The sequence below is a fragment of the Halostella salina genome (genome assembly GCF_003675855.1).
GTDB classification, from domain to species: Archaea; Halobacteriota; Halobacteria; order Halobacteriales; family Natronoarchaeaceae; genus Halostella; species Halostella salina.
In genome coordinates, this window is the sequence record NZ_RCIH01000001.1 from 421,089 (window position 1) to 438,408 (window position 17,320).

General features: G+C 68.3%; 20 protein-coding genes. 11 read left to right on the plus strand and 9 right to left on the minus strand.

Annotated features, from left to right (window positions below; genetic code table 11):
- Positions 1 to 63: 63 nt before the first annotated feature.
- Together D8896_RS02200 and D8896_RS02205 are read left to right on the plus strand one after the other, a co-directional pair.
- A complete protein-coding gene (locus D8896_RS02200) occupies positions 64 to 1,185 on the plus strand; it encodes a FecCD family ABC transporter permease (RefSeq protein WP_121820430.1) in 1,122 nt (373 codons plus the stop codon).
- Positions 1,185 to 2,054 carry an ABC transporter ATP-binding protein gene (locus D8896_RS02205; RefSeq protein ID WP_121820431.1) on the plus strand — a complete coding sequence of 290 codons (870 nt, stop codon included), beginning with the start codon at positions 1,185 to 1,187 and terminating at the stop codon, positions 2,052 to 2,054. The genes D8896_RS02200 and D8896_RS02205 overlap by 1 nt, the downstream gene beginning before the upstream one ends.
- 14 nt (positions 2,055 to 2,068) lie before the next feature.
- Here the strand turns inward: D8896_RS02205 and D8896_RS19105 are convergent, their stop codons facing one another.
- Positions 2,069 to 2,212, minus strand: a complete 144-nt coding sequence (locus tag D8896_RS19105) for a hypothetical protein (RefSeq protein ID WP_162991394.1) — start codon at positions 2,210 to 2,212, stop codon at positions 2,069 to 2,071.
- 261 nt (positions 2,213 to 2,473) lie between these two features.
- Positions 2,474 to 3,556, minus strand: a complete 1,083-nt coding sequence (gene carA, locus D8896_RS02210) for a glutamine-hydrolyzing carbamoyl-phosphate synthase small subunit (protein WP_121820432.1) — start codon at positions 3,554 to 3,556, stop codon at positions 2,474 to 2,476.
- A 106-nt stretch (positions 3,557 to 3,662) separates the two neighbouring features.
- On the opposite strand from carA, the gene D8896_RS02215 reads away from it, so the two are divergent.
- A complete protein-coding gene (locus D8896_RS02215) occupies positions 3,663 to 4,076 on the plus strand; it encodes an Lrp/AsnC family transcriptional regulator (protein WP_121820433.1) in 414 nt (137 codons plus the stop codon).
- On the opposite strand, the gene D8896_RS02220 is transcribed toward D8896_RS02215, so the two are convergent.
- A complete protein-coding gene (locus tag D8896_RS02220) occupies positions 4,073 to 4,789 on the minus strand; it encodes a CehA/McbA family metallohydrolase (protein ID WP_121820434.1) in 717 nt (238 codons plus the stop codon). The genes D8896_RS02215 and D8896_RS02220 overlap by 4 nt on opposite strands.
- A 116-nt stretch (positions 4,790 to 4,905) precedes the next feature.
- Here D8896_RS02220 and D8896_RS02225 point away from each other — a divergent pair, with 116 nt between their 5' ends.
- The 4 genes from D8896_RS02225 (at position 4,906) to D8896_RS02240 (ending at position 9,231) form a co-directional block, all read left to right on the plus strand.
- Positions 4,906 to 5,832 carry a diacylglycerol/lipid kinase family protein gene (locus D8896_RS02225; RefSeq protein WP_375137049.1) on the plus strand — a complete coding sequence of 309 codons (927 nt, stop codon included), beginning with the start codon at positions 4,906 to 4,908 and terminating at the stop codon, positions 5,830 to 5,832.
- A gap of 39 nt (positions 5,833 to 5,871) precedes the next feature.
- Positions 5,872 to 6,441 (plus strand): NUDIX hydrolase, encoded by a 570-nt coding sequence (locus tag D8896_RS02230; RefSeq protein ID WP_121820436.1) that lies wholly within the window; start codon positions 5,872 to 5,874, stop codon positions 6,439 to 6,441.
- 162 nt (positions 6,442 to 6,603) lie between these two features.
- The gene (locus tag D8896_RS02235; RefSeq protein ID WP_121820437.1) at positions 6,604 to 6,924 is read left to right on the plus strand and encodes a DUF7853 family protein; all 321 of its coding nucleotides are present in this window, start codon (positions 6,604 to 6,606) and stop codon (positions 6,922 to 6,924) included.
- A 270-nt stretch (positions 6,925 to 7,194) separates the two neighbouring features.
- Positions 7,195 to 9,231: a DUF7282 domain-containing protein gene (locus tag D8896_RS02240; RefSeq protein WP_121820438.1), complete on the plus strand. Its 2,037-nt coding sequence runs from the start codon at positions 7,195 to 7,197 to the stop codon at positions 9,229 to 9,231.
- A 9-nt stretch (positions 9,232 to 9,240) separates the two neighbouring features.
- Here D8896_RS02240 and D8896_RS02245 read toward each other — a convergent pair whose 3' ends face one another.
- Both D8896_RS02245 and D8896_RS02250 read right to left on the minus strand, forming a co-directional pair.
- Positions 9,241 to 9,516 carry a hypothetical protein gene (locus D8896_RS02245; RefSeq protein WP_121820439.1) on the minus strand — a complete coding sequence of 92 codons (276 nt, stop codon included), beginning with the start codon at positions 9,514 to 9,516 and terminating at the stop codon, positions 9,241 to 9,243.
- Complete coding sequence (locus D8896_RS02250) at positions 9,506 to 10,546, minus strand: zinc-binding dehydrogenase (protein WP_121820440.1); 1,041 nt, start codon at positions 10,544 to 10,546, stop codon at positions 9,506 to 9,508. The genes D8896_RS02245 and D8896_RS02250 overlap by 11 nt, the downstream gene beginning before the upstream one ends.
- Before the next feature lie 93 nt (positions 10,547 to 10,639).
- Between D8896_RS02250 and D8896_RS20065 the strand changes: the two genes are divergently transcribed.
- Both D8896_RS20065 and D8896_RS02260 read left to right on the plus strand, forming a co-directional pair.
- Positions 10,640 to 11,491, plus strand: coding sequence for a MogA/MoaB family molybdenum cofactor biosynthesis protein (locus D8896_RS20065; protein WP_121820441.1), 852 nt, complete (start codon positions 10,640 to 10,642; stop codon positions 11,489 to 11,491).
- A gap of 70 nt (positions 11,492 to 11,561) precedes the next feature.
- The gene (locus D8896_RS02260) at positions 11,562 to 12,152 is read left to right on the plus strand and encodes a riboflavin synthase (protein ID WP_121820442.1); all 591 of its coding nucleotides are present in this window, start codon (positions 11,562 to 11,564) and stop codon (positions 12,150 to 12,152) included.
- Positions 12,153 to 12,162: 10 nt separating this feature from the next.
- Here D8896_RS02260 and D8896_RS02265 read toward each other — a convergent pair whose 3' ends face one another.
- Positions 12,163 to 12,483, minus strand: coding sequence for a cupin domain-containing protein (locus D8896_RS02265; protein WP_121820443.1), 321 nt, complete (start codon positions 12,481 to 12,483; stop codon positions 12,163 to 12,165).
- 376 nt (positions 12,484 to 12,859) lie between these two features.
- Here D8896_RS02265 and D8896_RS02270 point away from each other — a divergent pair, with 376 nt between their 5' ends.
- On the plus strand, positions 12,860 to 13,816 hold the full coding sequence (locus D8896_RS02270; RefSeq protein ID WP_121820444.1) for a WD40/YVTN/BNR-like repeat-containing protein: 957 nt from the start codon (positions 12,860 to 12,862) through the stop codon (positions 13,814 to 13,816).
- Between the two features lie 226 nt (positions 13,817 to 14,042).
- The gene (locus tag D8896_RS02275) at positions 14,043 to 14,312 is read left to right on the plus strand and encodes a HalOD1 output domain-containing protein (RefSeq protein WP_121820445.1); all 270 of its coding nucleotides are present in this window, start codon (positions 14,043 to 14,045) and stop codon (positions 14,310 to 14,312) included.
- A gap of 12 nt (positions 14,313 to 14,324) precedes the next feature.
- Here the strand turns inward: D8896_RS02275 and D8896_RS02280 are convergent, their stop codons facing one another.
- The 3 genes from D8896_RS02280 to D8896_RS02290 form a co-directional block, all read right to left on the minus strand.
- Positions 14,325 to 14,648, minus strand: a complete 324-nt coding sequence (locus tag D8896_RS02280) for a DUF7126 family protein (protein WP_121820446.1) — start codon at positions 14,646 to 14,648, stop codon at positions 14,325 to 14,327.
- 62 nt (positions 14,649 to 14,710) lie between these two features.
- A complete protein-coding gene (gene guaA / locus D8896_RS02285; protein ID WP_121820447.1) occupies positions 14,711 to 15,628 on the minus strand; it encodes a glutamine-hydrolyzing GMP synthase in 918 nt (305 codons plus the stop codon).
- The gene (locus D8896_RS02290) at positions 15,628 to 17,313 is read right to left on the minus strand and encodes a CTP synthase (protein WP_121820448.1); all 1,686 of its coding nucleotides are present in this window, start codon (positions 17,311 to 17,313) and stop codon (positions 15,628 to 15,630) included. The genes guaA and D8896_RS02290 overlap by 1 nt, the downstream gene beginning before the upstream one ends.
- Positions 17,314 to 17,320 lie beyond the last annotated feature (7 nt).

Genomic DNA, 17,320 nt, shown 5'->3' on the forward strand with positions numbered 1-17,320 from the left:
TCGCCTCGTCGGCGGTCACCGATCGTAACTACTAACCCCACGATTAGGTTAGCCTAAAACGACATGGGTAGATCGGAGACGGCGGGGGGTGCCCGGACGACGAACCGGCAGGGGTGGGTCAGCCGGACCCTCGCGCTGTTCTGTCTCGGCTGTACCGCGCTCACCGTCGCCGGCGGGCTGGTGCAGGTGAGCTTCGGGACGTACTCGATGACGATCGAGCAGGCGTGGCGGACCGTGTTCGACCCCGGCGTGGTGTTCAACCTCGACGCGTGGAACGCGTTCCTCTTCGGGGGCGAACTGCCGGAGATGACCACACGGAGCGTCGTCGTCTGGAACCTCCGGCTCCCCCGGGTGTTCGTCGGGATGATCGCCGGCGCGACGCTCGCCGTCTCGGGCGCTATCTTCCAGGCGGTCACGCGCAACGAGCTGGCGAGCCCCTTCGTGCTCGGCGTGAGTTCGGGAGCCGGCTTCGCGGTGCTGCTGACCCTCGTGGTGTTCAGCGGCCTCGCGCCGTTCCTTCCCTTCCTCGCGGCCGCCGGCGGGGCGCTGGCCTTTCTGGTCGTGTACGCCATCGCCTGGAAGGGCGGGACGAGCCCCGTCCGACTCGTTCTCGCGGGCGTGATCGTCAACATGGTGTTCCAGTCGCTCCAGCGCGCGCTGTTTTTCTTCGCGGACGACCTGGGGGTCGTCCAGACGGCGATCGCCTGGACGACCGGCTCGCTCACCGGCACGGGCTGGGAGGAGGTCCGGATCGCCGTCCTGCCGGCGCTGATCGCCATCGCCATCGCCCTCGCCGGTGCCCGCCAGCTGAACGTCCTCCTGCTCGGCGAGCGGACGGCCCAGTCGCTCGGCATGCGCGTCGAGCGCGTCCGGTTCCTGCTCTCGGGCGTCGCCATCCTCGCGGCCAGCGCCGCCATCGCCGTGGCCGGCATCGTCGGCTTCTTCGGCCTGGTCGTCCCCCACATCGTCCGGAACGTCGTCGGGAGCGACTACCGGCGGCTGATGGTCGGTTGCCTCTTCGCCGGCCCGGCGCTGATGGTGGTCGCCGACGTGGGCGCGCGGCTGTTCTTCCCGGTCGTGCTGAACTCGCCCCGGCAGGTGCCGGTGGGCGTCGTCACCGGGCTGGTCGGCGGGCCGTACTTCCTCTACCTGATGCGGAAACAGCAGTCGATGGGTGAGCTCTGATGGCACCGACGAACGCCGACGCACGGACCGACGAATCGGGCGGCGAACGGATCACCGACGGCGACGGGGCCGTCGTCGACAGCGCGCTCGTCGGCGACGGGCTCGAACTGAGCTACCCGACGAGCGACGGGGCGGTCGTCGACTGCGCCCGCCTCGACATTCCGGAGGGGGCCGTCACGGCGCTCGTGGGGCCGAACGGCAGCGGCAAGAGCACGCTGCTGAAGGGGCTTTCCGACCATCTCGACCCGGACGCCGGCACGGTGCGGATCCGCGGGCGGGACCTAGAGTCGTTCGGCAAGAAGGAGCTCGCCCGCGAACTCGGCGTGCTCTCGCAGGAGAACGACTCGCTGGACAGCATCACGGTCGAGGACCTGGCGTACCACGGCCGCTACCCCCACCGCGGGTTCTTCGACGACACGACCGACGCGGACCGCGAGGCGGTCGAGCGCGCACTGGACCTGGCCGGCGTCGACCACCTCCGCGACGCCGAACTCGGGCAGCTGAGCGGCGGCCAGAAGCAACTGGCGTGGATCGCCATGGTGCTCGCACAGGACACGGACGTGCTCCTGCTCGACGAGCCGACGACGTTTCTCGACCTCTACCACCAGTTCCGCGTGCTGGAGACGGTGCGCCAGCTCAACGAGCGGCAGGGTGTCACCGTCGCCGTCGTGCTCCACGACATCGCGCAGGCCGCCCGCTTCGCGGACTACCTCGTGGCGATGCGCGACGGGGAACTGTACGACTGGGGGCCGCCGGATGAGGTGGTGACCGAACAGCTACTCGCGGACGTGTTCGGCGTCGAGGCCACGGTCGAGCACGACCCCGAACTGCAGGTGCTCCCCCACCGCGCGCTGCCCGACGACGAGTGAGTCGTCGGCGACCGCTAGTACGCCTCCGACTCCTCGACCGGTCCCCAGATCACGTACTCCTCGCACTCCGGACACTGGAGCGGCGGCATCTCGTGGACGACCCCGCCAAGCTGCCTGTTGTCGACGACGATCCCGCAGTTCCCGCACTGTTTCGCCATGGGATCACCCGGTGTGCCGGGGGCTTAATCCGGGCTTATCGTTGCGCACGGTTCGGACCGTTTCGGACCGTTCCGACCGTTGCAGGCGTGAAACGGTCGCCGTGCTGTCAGTGAACCCTCCGAAAACAGCGGCGAACGCGAACCGCGATCAGTCGTCGGCTTATCCGGCTGCGACTGCAGCAGCGAGATGTAACTCGCTGCCGCTCAGTCGTCAGCCTCATCCAGCCGCGACCGCAGCGGCGAGATGAAACTCGTCGCCGATCAGTCGTCGGCTGGAGCCACCGTCGTCCGGCTCTCCGTCAGCCCGAGCACGTCGTCGAAGAAGTCGAGCGAGTCGTTCGGCCCGGGGTTGGCCTCGGGGTGGTACTGGCGCGTGATGACGCCGAGTTCGTCGCTGTCGAGGCCCTCCGGCGTGTCGTCGTTGACGTTGACCTGCGTCACGTCGAGCGCGTCGCCCGGGTCGCCGACCGTGTAGCCGTGGTTCTGCGTCGTCATCACGACGCGGTTCGTCTCCAGGTCGCGGACCGGCTGGTTGACGCCGCGGTGGCCGAAGTCCATCTTCTCGGTGGTGCCGCCGAGCGCGCGGGCGACGACCTGCTGGCCGAGACAGATGCCGGCGATGGGCGTCTCGCCGACGTAGGTGTCGACGAGCGCCTCGGCGGCCTCGAAGTTCGCGGGGTCGCCGGGACCGTTCGAGATAAAGAGTAGGTCCGGGTCGACGGCGTCCACGTCGGCCTCCGTCGCGTCGTAGGGCAGGACGTGGACGTCAGCGCCGCGGGCGACCAGCGAGTCGACGATCGATCCCTTCGCGCCACAGTCGATCAGCGCCACGTCGGCGTCGGCGTACGCGCCGTCGTCGTCGCCCTCGTGGACGACGGGTTCGGCGACGCTGACTTGCGCGCCGATGTCCTCGTGCTCGCTCATGCCCTTGCAGGCGTCGAGTTCGGCCAGCGCGTCCTCGGCCGTCGCGTCGTCGCCGACGGCGATGCCACATTTCATCGCGCCGCCCTCCCGGATGTCCGTCACGAGGTCGCGGGTGTCGATGTGGTCGACCGCCGGGACGCCCTCGTCGGCGAGCCACTCGGCCACGTCGTCGGTGAGTTCCCGGGCGACGACGGCGCGGGGGTGGACTCGGTCGGACTCGAACCGCTCCTCGCGCACGCCGTAGTTGCCGATCAGCGGGTAGGAGAACGTGAGCACCTGCTCCTCGTAGGAGGGGTCGGTGAGGCTCTCCTCGTAGCCCGTGTACGCTGTCGTGAAGACCAGTTCGCCGCGGCTCGTTCCCGGGGAGCGGCCACGCGCTTCGACCACGTGCCCGCCTTCGAGCGCTACGTAGGCGTCCATCGTTACGAACTACGTATAGCTCCGCGGTCTATAAACCTTGCTTTCGAAGCGAAGTTACGAATTTCGAAATCATCAAGTGACGCCCCGCGGTAGTGTCGGGCAACGGATGGACGACCTCGACCAGCAGATACTGAACATCCTCCGACGCGACGCGCGGACGGCGTACACGGAGATCGCCGACCGCGTCGGCACGTCGGAGGGAACGGTACGGAACCGCGTCGAGCGAATGACCGAGGAGGGGATCATCGAGCGGTTCACCGTCACCACGCGCACGGGCAACGTGAAGGCGATGATCGAGGTGGGCGTCGCCGTCGACGTGGACACCACCGCCGTCTCCGAGCGCATGGCCGAGTGGGAGGAGGTCGACTTCGTCTGGCAGGTCAGCGGCGAGGAGGACGTGGTGCTGGTCGTGGACGCCTCCGACACGCAGGGCGTGAACGACCTGATCACGCAGGCCCGCGAGATGGAGGACGTGGTGAGCACGAAGACCCGACTGATCCTCGACGAGAAGCTCGGCTAGTCCTCGCTCCCGCCCTCGCCCGGCGGCGGCCCGACGCCGGGCGTCGCCCACTCCGGCCGGTCGAGTTGCCCTTTCCACGCGTGGATCCGGCGGTACGCCGGCCGGAGCAGCCCGTTCGGGAAGCCGCTCCCGACCTGCGCCTCGACCCGGCCGTCGCGGATCGCATCGACGACGCTTTCGGCGGTGAGTTCGTCGGCGTCGACGGTCGTGTACGCGCGTCCGGCCTCGAAGGGGTAGTGGGCGTCGCTCCCGCCGGTCATCGGCAGGTCGTGGCCCCGCGCGAGGTGTTCGACCCACGGCCGGGTGCGCGGGTGCTTGCCGTTGATCTCGATGGCGTCGAACGGCGCGTCGACGTGCCGGACCGTGCTGTTGCGATACGGGTGAGCGACGATGGCGGCGCAGTCGTGCTCGTGGGCCAGCGCGACCGTCTCCTGAGGCGTGAGCGTCTCCGGTTCGGTGTGACGCGGCGGGTCCGGCCCGACGACGAGCACGTGGCCCCGCGTCGTCGTCACCTCGATGCCCGGGATCACGGCGAAGCCGTCGGGCGTCTCGAACTCGCGGTAGTAGTCGTGGTTCGTCGTCGCCAGCCCGTGCAGGCCGCGTCGCCGCGCCACGGCGACCAGCAGCCGGAACCCGGCGGGGTCGTACGTCTCCCCGAGGCGCGGCCGCCCGTGGAAAAACCGGGTGTGGGTGTGCAGGTCGATGGCGAACACGCTAGACGGACGGCAGCGAGCGCCTTATGCGTCGGCCCGCGCCACGTCGCCCTTCGGCCGTCCCGTCGCGCGACCCCCGAGCCATTTGCCGGTCGCCGCCGTCGTCCGTACGGGGGATACCAGTGAGCAACACGACAGGCGGGGACGGCGAGCGCGTGCTCGTGCTGAACCCGCAGAGCGGGAGCGGGGACCACGCTCCGGAGGTGCACGGCCGGGCGGACGAGCACGGGTTCGAGGTGCGCGAGACGGCGGCGGCGGGCGACGCGGTCGACTTCGCGGCCGCGGCCGCGGAATCGGGTGCCGACCTGATCGCCGCGGCGGGCGGCGACGGGACGCTGAACGAGGTCGTGCGCGGCATCGACCGGGCCGACGCCTTCGACGAGGTGACGTTCGCGGCCGTCCCGACGGGGACCGGCAACAACTTCGCCGGCAACGTTGGGGTCCGCGGGATCAGCCACGCGTTCGAACTGATCGATTCCGGGGAGCGACGGGCGATCGACCTGGGGTACGCCAACGGCCGGCCGTTCCTCAACTCCTGTGTGGGCGGGCTCACGGCGGACGCGAGCGCGAACACCAGTCCGGAGCTAAAGGAGCGCCTCGGCGTGGCCGCGTACGTCGTCAGCACGCTCCGGACCGTCACGGAGTTCGAGGGCATGCCGCTCCACGTCGAGACCAGCGACGAGATCGCCGAGACGTGGCGGGGGGATGCGCTGATCGTGTTGATCGGCAACTGCCGACGCGCTCCGGCGGGCGACGGCCGGACGCAGGCGAACGTCGAGGACGGCCTGCTGGACGTGACCATCGTCGAGGAAGCGCCGACCGGCGACCTCGCCCGGGACGCCGTCGTGCAGCGCGTCCTCGGGGCCGACGCGGCTGGGACGGTCCGACTGCTGACCCCGTCGCTGTCGCTCTCGACCGCCGACGAGGAGATCGCCTACAGCCTCGACGGGGAGATGATCGCCGCCGCCGACCTGCAGGTCGACACCGAACGGCGACGGCTCCGGCTCCCCGTCGGCGACGCGTACGACCCGGACCCGGGCTGATCCGAAGAGGGTTTGACAGCGCCCGCCGATGCCACTGCTATGAGCGCCGACGACGGGGCCGCCGAGGGCCTCACACACGAGAACGCGGGACAGGACGTGATCGCGGTCGACGCCGACGACAACGCCGAGGGGCTGGTCAACCGACTGGACGCCCACACCGGGGACGGGATCCGCCACCGCGCGTTCACTGCGCTCGTGTTCGACGAGGAGGGGCACATTCTGCTCGCGCAGCGAAGTCCGGACAAGCGCCTCTGGGACACCCACTGGGACGGCACCGTCGCCTCCCACCCCGTCGAGGGACAGAGTCAGAAGGAGGCGACGCGGGAGCGACTTCAGGAGGAACTCGGCGTGACGCCCGACCAGTACGACGACCTGCGCCTCACCGACAAGTTCGAGTACAAGCGCTACTACGAGAACGCGGGCGTCGAGCACGAGGTGTGTGCGGTCCTCCAGCTGACGCTGACCGACACGACGCTCGACCCGGACCCCGAGGAGGTCGCCGGCCTGATGTGGGTCCCATACGAGCGACTCCACCGCAACCCGCAGTGGTACCGCCAGCTGCGCCTCTGTCCCTGGTTCCAGATCGCGATGCGACGCGACGTCGAGTAGTCAGTCGACGGCTGTTTCCCTTTGAACTAATTTTTCGCCTGTACGATCGATGGGATCCGGGAAAACTATTCTAAATTCTCTAAAAAGACGCAAAACGCCGTGAATTGGGCGATTCTATGGCGAGGGTTAATACGTCAGGGAGTCGTAGACGTATCTGAGCCAATGAGTACGAGTACGGCGGACACCGACGCCGGAGCGCTCGACCTGACGCGGTCGGAACAGTGGGTCCTCCACCACGCGATGTTGCAGGAACTGGAGGCCGCGGCGGCGGCCGACGAGTCCGAACCGTGGTGGGCGATCGCCGTCCTCGAACAGGTCGAGGCGGACGGCGCGCTGGCGCTGACGTGTTTCGAGGCCTGGCGGGTCACGCGGTCGCTCCGGTCGTACGCCGCGGACGCGCCGGACCGCGACAGCACGGCGGCCGAGGCGGTCGCCGAGCGGCTGTCTACGGCGTACGAGTCCCCGCCGCTGGCGACGACGTAGCCCCGGGCCGTCCCGCCGGCCTCGCCGGACAGGTTACCCCACGGAGGTGTCGGCGGACGGGGAACGCGCTCGGCCGCGACGCGCGGGTAACCTCCGATTACGGTCCCTCGCGCGGGCGGTCGGCATTTTACCGCCGTCCGGGTCCGGATCTAATCCGCGCCGTCGTCCACGGCCGCCGACTGGTCCGAACGCTGTCAGCGTTACGCCCGTTTTTCGGCTCGCTGAACGTTCTACGCCGTTTATCCTCGCACCGACCGCCTTTCGGTTCGTATGGTGAGTACCAAGACGACAAGCGCAGTGTTCGTTGCACTCCTGCTCGTGACGGCCGGCGGTGTGGCGACGGCCGCCACGGCGGGGGACGCCGACGGGACAGCTGCTGTACCGATAGACGACCGGATCGCACAACAGGACGAGGACGACGAAGCCGATGACGATGACGCCGTCGGGGACGCGAACTTCGAGGTGTCGGACCTCTCCGCGGTCGACGCCGCGCCCGCGGGCGACGTGGTCACGGTGACCGCCGACCTGACGAACCCCGCGGCCGACGACGCCGAGGGGTTTGTCGAGTTCCGCCTCGACGGCGAGGTGGTCGAGCGGCGGTATCTCGCGCTCGACGGCGACGAGAGCCGGACCGTCGAGTTCAACGTGAACACGACCGACGTGCCGCCCGGCGACTACGTCCACGGCGTGTTCACCGCCGACAGCGGCGAGGTCGCCGAGCTAACGCTCGTCGAGACCGCGGAGTCGTTCACCGTCGCGAACCTCTCCGCGCCCGACGAGGCGACCCTTGACGAGCCGGTGACCGTCACCGCCGACATCGCGAACGACGGCGACGAGACCGACGAGCAGGCCGTCGACGCGCGTCTCGACGGCGACGTCGTCGACCGGACGAACGTCAGCCTCGACGCCGGCGAGAACGAGACGGTCGAGTTCGAGGTCACACCGGAGGAGACCGGCACGCAGTACCTGAGCGTGTTCACCCGTGACGACGGCGAGTTCCGGGAGATAACCGTCACCGCCGCCGGGGACGACGATGACGACGCGCGGGACAGGGATGACGACGGCGCGGACGACGGTGACGACGCGGAACCGACGGCGAACATCACGTTCGAGAACCAGACGTCGAACGGCAGTACGGTCACCGTCGCCGAGGTGAACACGAGTGACGGCGGGTTCGTGGCGATCCACAATGACTCGCTGCTGGACGGTAACGTCGTGGGTAGCGTCGTCGGCGTCTCGGAGTACATCGAACCGGGCGAAGAGGACGACCTGGAGGTCGAACTGTTCGACGTGCCCGGCGCCGAGTTCGAGGAAGACGAACTCGCCGAGAATCAGACGCTGATCGCGATGCCGCACCTCGATTCGAACGACAACGAGACGTACGACTTCGTCGCGACGAACGGTTCGGCGGACGGCCCGTACGTCAACGACACTGACGACCCCGTGGTCGACGACGCCTTCGTCACCGTCGAAGCGGACGAGAATAACGACACCGACGACGCCGAACCGACCGCGACGGTAACCTTCGAGAACCAGACGTCGAACGGTAGTACGGTCACTATCGCCGAGGTGAACACGAGCGACGGCGGGTTCGTCGCGATCCACGACGACTCGCTGCTGGACGACAACGCCGTGGGCAGCGTGATCGGCGTCTCGGAGTACATCGAACCGGGCGAAGAGGACGACCTGGAGGTCGAACTGTTCGACGTGCCGGGTGCGGAGTTCGACGATGACGAGCTATCGGAGAACCAGACGCTGATCGCGATGCCGCACCTCGACACGAACGACAATGAGACGTACGACTTCGTCGCCACCCAGAACGGCGAGGACGGCCCGTACCTCAACGAGACCGGCGAACCCGTCGTCGACGACGCGTTCGTCACCGTCGAGGACGACGGTATCGCCGACAACGTGACGGACAACGCTACCGACGAAGAGCCGGTCGCCGACAACGCGACTGAAGACGGCGTCGCCGACAACGTCACCGACGATAACGCTACAGATGACGGCATCGCCGACAACGTGACGGACGACGGCGTGGCGGACAACGTCACCGAGGACAATGCAACGGACGACGGCGTCGTGGACAACGCGACGGACGACGGCGTTGCGGACAACGCGACCGGTGACGATGCCGCGGACAACGCGACTGACGGCATCGCGGACGACGAACCCGACGGCGTCGACGACGACGCCGCGGACGACCTCCCGGCTGACAACGCCACGGACGGCGTCGACGACGCCGAGGGGAACGAAACGGCAGGCAACGAAAGCGACGGCGCTAACGACGAAGCGCTGATCGGGTAGCCGGCGCGCTTACCGCGACCGGTCCCCGTCTTCGCCGCCGCGCACGGCGGCCCACACCGCGGTCGCGCCGAGCAGGAACGCCGGGACCAGCGGCAGGATCAGGAACGCGACCCGGAACGGCAGGCTCGGCGGTCGCAGGAGGATGATGGCGGGCACCACCAGAAAGCAGATGATTATCACGCCGACCAGCGTCCAGCCTCGCCAGTCGAACTCGCGGTCGGCGGTGGCGTCGCTCGTCGCGGTACCCTCCGGTTCGTGGACGTAGCCGCCGTCGTCAGAGCTCACTGTCGGGGATTACCACCACTTTGCCAAAGCCCTCACGGTTCTCCAGCAGTTCGTGGGCGCGGGCCGTCTCGCTCATCGGGAGCACCTCGCGGGTCCGTGGCTCGAACGTGCCGTCCCAGACGAGTTCGAGGACGTCGTCGACCTGCCCCGGCGTCGCCATCGTCGACCCGATCACCTGCAGCTGGTTCCAGAAGATGCGGTTGATGTCGGTCTCGGGGTTCGGCCCGGTCGTCGCGCCGCAGGTGAGCAGCCGGCCGCCCTTGGCGAGGCTGGCGAGCGAATCGGTCCACGTCGCCGCGCCGACGTGGTCGACGACGACGTCGACGCCGCGCTTGCCGGTCAGGTCGCGGATCCGCCGGGCGAAGTCCTCGGCCTCGTAGTCGATGACGTGGTCCGCGCCGCAGTCGCGGGCGTGTTCGAGTTTCTCGTCGCTGCTGCCGGTGGCGTACACGGTCGCGCCGGCGTGGTCGGCGATCTGGACCGCCGCGTGGCCGACGCCGCCGCTCGCGCCCAGCACGAGCACGTCCTCGCCGGCGGTCACGTCTCCGCGGTCCATCAGCATCCGCCAGGCGGTCTGGAACACGAGCGGCGCGGCGGCGGCCGTCTCCCAGTCGACGCCCTCGGGGACGTGGACGAGGTTCTTCTCGGGGACGGCAGCTTGCTCGCTGTGGACGCCGCGGGTGTGCTCGCCGATGACGCCGAAGCGGACGCACATCGACGGGTCGCCGTTGCGGCAGTACTCGCACTCCCCGCAGTACGTCCCGGCGGCCAGCGCGACGCGGTCGCCGGGTTCGAACCGGGAGACGCGGTCACCGACCGACTCGACGACGCCTGCCCCGTCGCTGCCGGGGATGTGGGGCATCTCCAGGTCGATGTGTGGCAGCCCCCGGCGCGTCCACACGTCGAGGTGGTTCAGCGCGCCGGCCTTCACGTCGACCAGCACCTCGTCGGCGTCGGGGTCGGGGTCCGGGAACTCGCCGTACTCGATGACATCGGTGCCGCCGTGGCCGGTGAACTTGACTGCTTGCACGTCCGATCCCTCGGCGAGCGCGGGCAAAAAGTCGACGAAAGACCACGACAGTTCCGGGGGAGACTTTTGTGGCCGCCGCCGGAACGGATCGGTATGGTCGACTTCCAGTCACGCGACACGCGGCGAGGGTTGGACGAGGACGAGGAGGACGAACCGGACGAGGAAGCCGAGTCGGAGGTCGACGACGGAGCCGAACCGGACTCCGACGGAGCGACCGAACCGGGCGAGGAGACCGTCCCCGACGCGTCGGAGGGCGACCCGGACCCCGAACCTGCCGACGCTGCGGCCGGGACGGTCCCGGAGGCGGACGGGAGCGACGCCGAGGGCGCTCCCCACGGCCGGGACGACGACTCGGGCGGGCACGACCCCGGCGGCACCGGCGACCACGACCGAGACGACGGCGGCCACGATGCCAACGACCACGGCCACGGCGACCACGCTCACGCCGACCACCATCACCACGACGTGGACACGCTGGGGGTCGCGGTCGTCACCGTCTCCTCGTCGCGGACGCTGTCGGACGACCCGGCGGGCGACACGATCACGGAGACGATGGAAGCCGCCGACGACGAGGTGGTCACCCGCGAACTGATCCCCGACGACTACGACCGGATCGAGGGGACGCTCTCCAACCTCGTCGGGCGCGAGGACGTGGATATCGTCGTCACCACCGGCGGCACCGGCGTGACGCCCGACGACGTGACGATCGAGGCGGCAAAGCGCCTGTTCGACAAGGAACTGCCCGGCTTCGGCGAGCTGTTCCGGCTGCTCTCCTACGACGAGATCGGGACGAAGGTCGTCGCCACGCGGGCGACGGCCGGGATCGTCGACGGCGTCCCCGTGTTCTGTCTCCCCGGGAGTGAGAATGCCGCCCTGCTGGGCGCGGAGACGATCATCTCCGAGGAGGCGGCCCACATCGCGGGGCTGGCGAACCGCGACGAGTAGCGTAACGGAATCGTTACGAAAAACGGATTTGAAAAGCGTTATCGGAGCCGGAGCCGTCGGTCCAGCCGCGATGTACACCGGTGTCGTCGAGACGACTGGCGAACTGCGTGCGAAGGAACTGCGGGACGGCGGCTGTCGGCTCCGGATCGGGACCGACACCTCCTCGGTGGCCCCGGACGACAGCGTCGGGATTCAGGGCGTCTGTCTCACCGCCGAGCGCGTCGGCGACGGCTGGTTCGAGGCCTTCTGCTCGCCGGAAACCGTCGAGCGGACGTACCTCGCGGCCCTCGACCCGGGCGCGCCCGTCAACGTCGAGACGCCCGTGTCCCCCGGGGGGACGCTCGACGGCCACGTCGTCAAGGGAACCGTCGACACCGTGACCGAGGTCACGGCCGTCGAACCGGACGGCGACGGCTGGCGCTACGAGTTCGCCGTCCCGGAGGGGTACGGCAGGTTCCTCGTGGAGAAGGGGTCGGTGGCGGTAGACGGGATCAGCCTCACGGTCGCAGCGGTCGGTGATGGGACGTTCGAGGCTGCGGTGATCCCTGCGACCCGGGAGATAACGACGCTCTCGGAGAAAGCCGTCGGCGACCCGGTCCACTTCGAGGCGGACCTGCTGGCGAAGTACGCCCAGCAAGGGCAGACGGCGGGGACGACGTGACTGTGCTCCCCTATCTGGGCATCGGACAGAGGCTCGCGGTCAGCACCGCGACCCCGTCCTCGGCGTCGTTGCGCGCGCCGTGGGCGACGCCGCGCTCGTGGAGGACGACACCGGGTGCGGCGACCTCCTCCTCCGTCCCGTCCTGCAGGACGGTGACCGTCCCCTCGACGACGTGGAACACGTTCGTCGAGTCGGCGTGTTCGTGCGGATCCAGTTTCGCGCCGGGACCGAGCGCGAACGCCTTGACGAGCACGTCGTCCTGCACGACGACCTCCGCATCGACGACTTCGCCGCGCTCGGGGTCCAGATCGGGATAGCGGTCGAGCGACATGAGGCGTGATACGCCGTCGCGTAGGATAGTCGTGTCGGCGCGCTACACCCGAACCGTCACCTCACTCGTCGTCCCGTCGACGGTTGCGTTCCCGACGAACGCCGCCTCCCGACCTACGGCCCGAGCTAGTCGACTGTGACCCGGTGGGACGGGTTACGAGATGCAGTGATCCGAATCACATAAAATTCAGTATGTGGAGTTCGACTCGACCAGGTCCTCGATTTTACGGGTTATAAAATATCTACACGGTGTTTCAAATCACCCACCCGACCTAACATCCGTTCGAGTATGGCTTTTGAACTCGGATAAAACGGGTTAATTCCGACTAACTACGTCTTGGCTTTAATATATCCACGCCCCATGTTCCGGGTGAAGCATGGTCGACTCCAATCCCACTCGGCGAACGATGCTGAAGGCGATCGGTGGTACCGCAGCGCTCGCAGCCGTCCCCGCGAGCGTGCAGGCGAGCGATTCCGAATGGACGGTTGCCGAGACGCCGACCGCGTCCACCCTGCACGGCGTCCAGACCACGACGAACGGGTACTACGCCGTCGGCGGCGGTGGAGTCGTCCTGCGGCGCGGTGCCGATGGCTGGCGGAAGGTCATCGACGGCGGCCCCACGGGCAACGGCAACAGCCTCTTCGGTTCCGACGTGACCGACTACGGCTCCCGGCTCTGGTTCGTCGGCGCGAGCGGCGCGATCGGCGAGTACAACGTCAACGCGGGCAACCTGCAGGACCACTCCGCGCCCAACGACAACACGAACAACTACAACGACGTGGCCGTCACCGGCGAGGGCGGCGAGGCGAACGTGTACGTCGCGGGCGACTCCGGGAAGATCTACTACAGCTTCGAGAACGGCGAGAGCCAGACCTGGGAGTACGTCACGCCGGGCAGCGGGTCGGCGATCCAGGCGATCGACTTCCACGGGCCGCGCTCCGGGCACGCGGTCGACACGAACGGGCGCGTGTTCGAGACGACCGACGGCGTCACGTGGGAGGCGATCGGCCTGCAGGACGCCAACGTGAACTTCTACGGGGTCGACAGCGACGGCGTCGACGACGTGTGGGTCTCCGGCGGCGGCGGCATGGTGTTCCACTACGACGGCGCGCAGTGGACCGCGACCGACACCGGCGACGCCGGACTCCAGGACGTCGAGGTCGCGGCCGACGACGCCGACGGCTACACCATCGGCGGCGGCGGGAAGGTGTACGACTACGACGGCGAGGACTGGGTCGCGGTCGACACGCCGTCCGGGTCGAACCTGAAAGCCGCCCTCGACAGCCGGACCGACATCGCGGTCGGTGCCGGCGGGACGGTCCTCGAACGGTAAGCCGCCGGCCACGCCATCCCCGACACCCGCAGGTCCCGACCTGTCATCCCCGGCTCCCGGCCTCGTCCGCCGGATATCAGAGGCACCCGTCGCCGGGAGCCACTCGTTCCTGCCCCGTTTTCGACGCGTCCAGTTCGCCGCGTAGCTACGCCTCTCGGCCGCGTGACGGGTCACGGAATGGGGGAGTCCGAACAACTATTTCCCGGCCCGTCCGGGGAGGGAGTAGATGACGGAACTAGAGAGCGACATCGTTCGGCGGGAACTGGACCCCGAGCGGGAGAGCCCCGCGGCGGAGGTTGCGGAGATCGTAGCTGACCTGGAGGACAAGGACCAGACCGAACTGACGGCGATCTACGACTGCATCGACCACATGATTGACCACATCTTCTCGGAGCCTCCCGCCCCCGGGGCGCAGGTACAGGTCGAGTTCACCTATGAGGGGTACCGGGTCACCGTCGAGCAGGACGGCAGCGCCCAGTTCATCAGGGTGACGTAGGTCGTCCGCCGCCTATGCGCCCGTCAGTTCCTCGGCGACGGCGTCGGGACCGAGTAGCTCGGGGTCCACCGCGAAATCGACCTGTCCGCTGGCGAACTCGGGGAGGGAGTCGCGGGAGTAGACGACGACCCGGAGGTCGTCGACGAGGTCCCGGGCGATCGGGACGGCGGTCGCCTGTCCCACGTCGGTGATCACGAACAGGTCGGCGTCGACGATACCGGCGTCCTCCAGCGCGGGGCGGGTCGCCACCCCGTCGATCCGGGTGACGCTGACGCCTTCGGCTTCGAGTGCGGGGACGAGGTCGTCGGCGTCGGAACCGGTGAAGATCGCGTTCATGGGGTACGGGACGTGTTCAGGGGTTTTGTGTCTTCCTCGTTGCTTCGACGCTCGGTCGTCGGTTACTCGTACTCGATGGTCGCCGGCGGCTTGTGGGTCACGTCGTAGACGACGCGGGCGACGTTCTCGTGGGAGCCGGTGATCCGCGACTGGATGCGCTGGAGGGTCTCCCAGTCGAGTTCCTGCGCGCGGGCGGTCATCCCGTCGCGGCTCTCGACGGAGCGCACCGAGACGACCCAGCCGTGGACGCGGTTGTCGCCCTTGACGCCGGTCGCCTTGCCGATGACGGCGGCCAGCGCCTGCCACGGCTCGTACTCCTCCAGTTCCTCCTCGACGACGTGGTTCGCCTCGCGGGCCACTTCGAGTTTCTCCTCGGTCACCTCGCCGATGATCCGGACGGCGAGGCCGGGACCGGGGAACGGCATGCGCTCGGCGACCACCTCCTCGAGGTCGAGCGCCCGGGCGACCTCGCGGACCTCGTCCTTGTACAGGTCCCGCATCGGCTCGACGATCCCCTCGAAGTCGACGACTTCGGGGAGCCCGCCGACGTTATGATGGGACTTGATCGTCCCCTCGCTCTCGATGCGGTCGGGGTAGATCGTCCCCTGGACGAGGTAGTCGGCGTCGACCTCCTTTGCGACCGTCTCGAACTCCCGGATGAACCCCTCGCCGATGACGTGGCGCTTCTCCTCGGGGTCGGTGACGCCTGCGAGCTTGTCGAGGAAGCGGTCCTTGGCGTCGACGATCCGCAGCGAGTCCATGTAATCGAACGTCTCCCGTATCTGGGCCGTCTCGCCTTTCCGCATCAGGCCGGTGTCGACGTAGACCGGGGTGAGCTGGTCGCCCAGCGCCTCGTAGGCCAGCGCGGCGGCCGTCGAGGAGTCGACCCCGCCCGACAGCGCGATGACGGCGTTCTTGTCGCCCACGGCGTCGCTTATCTCCGCGACCTTCTCGTCGATGAACTCGTCGACGTCGACCATCAGGCCTCCACCCCCTTCACGTCGGCCGCGTCGTCAGCGCCGTCGATCCCGGCCAGCTCCATCGCCGTCTCGACGAGACCGACGAAGGGCGGCGACGCGCGGTCCGGGCGCGACCGGAACTCGGGGTGGAACTGCGTCCCGAGGAAGTACGGGTGGTCCTCCAGTTCGAGGATCTCCATCCGGTTGCCGGCCCGACCGGAGAACACCAGATCCGTCTCCGCGAAGTCCTCGAAGTAGTTCGGGTTCACCTCGTAGCGGTGGCGGTGTCGTTCCGTGCAGGAGGAGCCGCCGTACACGTCCTCGGCGAGCGTGCCGGGGGTGATGTCGGTCTGGTGGGCACCGAGCCGCATCGTCCCGCCCATGTCCGACACCTCGTACTGCTCGGGCAGGATGTCGATGACGGGGTGGCTCGTCCCGTCGTCCATCTCGGCGCTGTGGGCGTCCTCGTAGCCCAGCACGTTGCGCGCCACCTCGACGACGGCCATCTGGAAGCCGAGACAGAGGCCGAGGAACGGCACGTCGTTCTCCCGGGCGTACTCGATGGCGCGGATCTTCCCCTCGGTCCCGCGGGAGCCGAAGCCGCCCGGGACCACGATCCCGTCGGCCGCTTCGAGGCGCTCGCGGTGCTTTCCGCCCGCGCTTCCGTCGACCATCTCGTCGGAGTCGACCCAGTTGATGTTCACGTTGACGCCTTTCGCCAGTCCGGCGTGTTTCAGCGCCTCGTTGACCGACATGTACGCGTCCTCCAGGTCGTACTTGCCGACCAGCGCGATGTCGACCTCGTCTTCGCGCTCGCGCGTGACGATCTCCCGCCACTCGTTGTCCCGTTCGGCCGCCGGGATGGCGCGGTCGGCGAGGCCGAGTTCCTGCATCACGTACTCGTCCAACCCCTCCTCCTCGACCATCAGCGGGACGTGGTAGATGTCCTCGACGTCCGGGTTTGAGAAGACGGCGTCGGTGGGCACGTCACAGAACAGGGCGATCTTCTCTTTCGTGTGTGGCTCCAGTTTGTCGTCGGCGCGCCCGACCAGTACGTCGGGCTGGAGGCCGATCGAGCGCAGTTCCTTGACGCTGTGCTGGGTCGGCTTGGTCTTCTGTTCGCCGTTTTTCGAGTAGGGGACGAGCGTGACGTGGGTGAAGAGGATGTCCTCGTCGTCCTCCTCGTGGGCGAACTGGCGGAGCGCCTCCAGATACGGCATCCCCTCGATGTCGCCGACGGTTCCCCCGACCTCGATGAGACAGACGTCGGTCCCCTCGGCGGCCTCGCGGATGCGGCGCTTGATGTCGTTGGTGACGTGGGGGATGATCTGGACCGTCTTGCCGAGGTAGTCCCCGGCGCGCTCCTTCTCGATGACGTGCTGGTAGGTCTTGCCCGTCGTGATGTTGTGGTCGAACGTCATGTCCTCGTCGAGGAACCGCTCGTAGTTCCCCAGGTCGAGGTCGACCTCCCCGCCGTCTTTCAGGACGTACACTTCGCCGTGCTGGTAGGGGTTCATCGTCCCGGCGTCGACGTTGAGGTACGGGTCTATCTTCACCGCCGTCACGTCGAACCCGGCGTTCTTGAGGAGGCGGCCGGTGCTGGCGGCGGTGATCCCCTTGCCCAGCCCGGACATCACGCCCCCCGTGACGAAGATGAACTTGTTCCCCAATGTGGGGTCGTATTCGGATTCAGGATCGGTCGGCATACCGATC

What these genes read in the sequence shown, in the direction of transcription:
- D8896_RS02200 (WP_121820430.1), top strand. Translation starts at nt 64, where the DNA reads ATGGGTAGATCGGAGACGGCGGGGGGTGCCCGGACGACGAACCGGCAG.
- D8896_RS02205 (WP_121820431.1), top strand. Translation starts at nt 1,185, where the DNA reads ATGGCACCGACGAACGCCGACGCACGGACCGACGAATCGGGCGGCGAA.
- D8896_RS19105 (WP_162991394.1), bottom strand. Translation starts at nt 2,212, where the DNA reads ATGGCGAAACAGTGCGGGAACTGCGGGATCGTCGTCGACAACAGGCAG.
- carA (WP_121820432.1), bottom strand. Translation starts at nt 3,556, where the DNA reads ATGGACGCCTACGTAGCGCTCGAAGGCGGGCACGTGGTCGAAGCGCGT.
- D8896_RS02215 (WP_121820433.1), top strand. Translation starts at nt 3,663, where the DNA reads ATGGACGACCTCGACCAGCAGATACTGAACATCCTCCGACGCGACGCG.
- D8896_RS02230 (WP_121820436.1), top strand. Translation starts at nt 5,872, where the DNA reads ATGAGCGCCGACGACGGGGCCGCCGAGGGCCTCACACACGAGAACGCG.
- D8896_RS02235 (WP_121820437.1), top strand. Translation starts at nt 6,604, where the DNA reads ATGAGTACGAGTACGGCGGACACCGACGCCGGAGCGCTCGACCTGACG.
- D8896_RS02240 (WP_121820438.1), top strand. Translation starts at nt 7,195, where the DNA reads ATGGTGAGTACCAAGACGACAAGCGCAGTGTTCGTTGCACTCCTGCTC.
- D8896_RS20065 (WP_121820441.1), top strand. Translation starts at nt 10,640, where the DNA reads ATGGTCGACTTCCAGTCACGCGACACGCGGCGAGGGTTGGACGAGGAC.
- D8896_RS02260 (WP_121820442.1), top strand. Translation starts at nt 11,562, where the DNA reads ATGTACACCGGTGTCGTCGAGACGACTGGCGAACTGCGTGCGAAGGAA.
- D8896_RS02265 (WP_121820443.1), bottom strand. Translation starts at nt 12,483, where the DNA reads ATGTCGCTCGACCGCTATCCCGATCTGGACCCCGAGCGCGGCGAAGTC.
- D8896_RS02270 (WP_121820444.1), top strand. Translation starts at nt 12,860, where the DNA reads ATGGTCGACTCCAATCCCACTCGGCGAACGATGCTGAAGGCGATCGGT.
- D8896_RS02275 (WP_121820445.1), top strand. Translation starts at nt 14,043, where the DNA reads ATGACGGAACTAGAGAGCGACATCGTTCGGCGGGAACTGGACCCCGAG.
- D8896_RS02280 (WP_121820446.1), bottom strand. Translation starts at nt 14,648, where the DNA reads ATGAACGCGATCTTCACCGGTTCCGACGCCGACGACCTCGTCCCCGCA.
- guaA (WP_121820447.1), bottom strand. Translation starts at nt 15,628, where the DNA reads ATGGTCGACGTCGACGAGTTCATCGACGAGAAGGTCGCGGAGATAAGC.
- D8896_RS02290 (WP_121820448.1), bottom strand. Translation starts at nt 17,313, where the DNA reads ATGCCGACCGATCCTGAATCCGAATACGACCCCACATTGGGGAACAAG.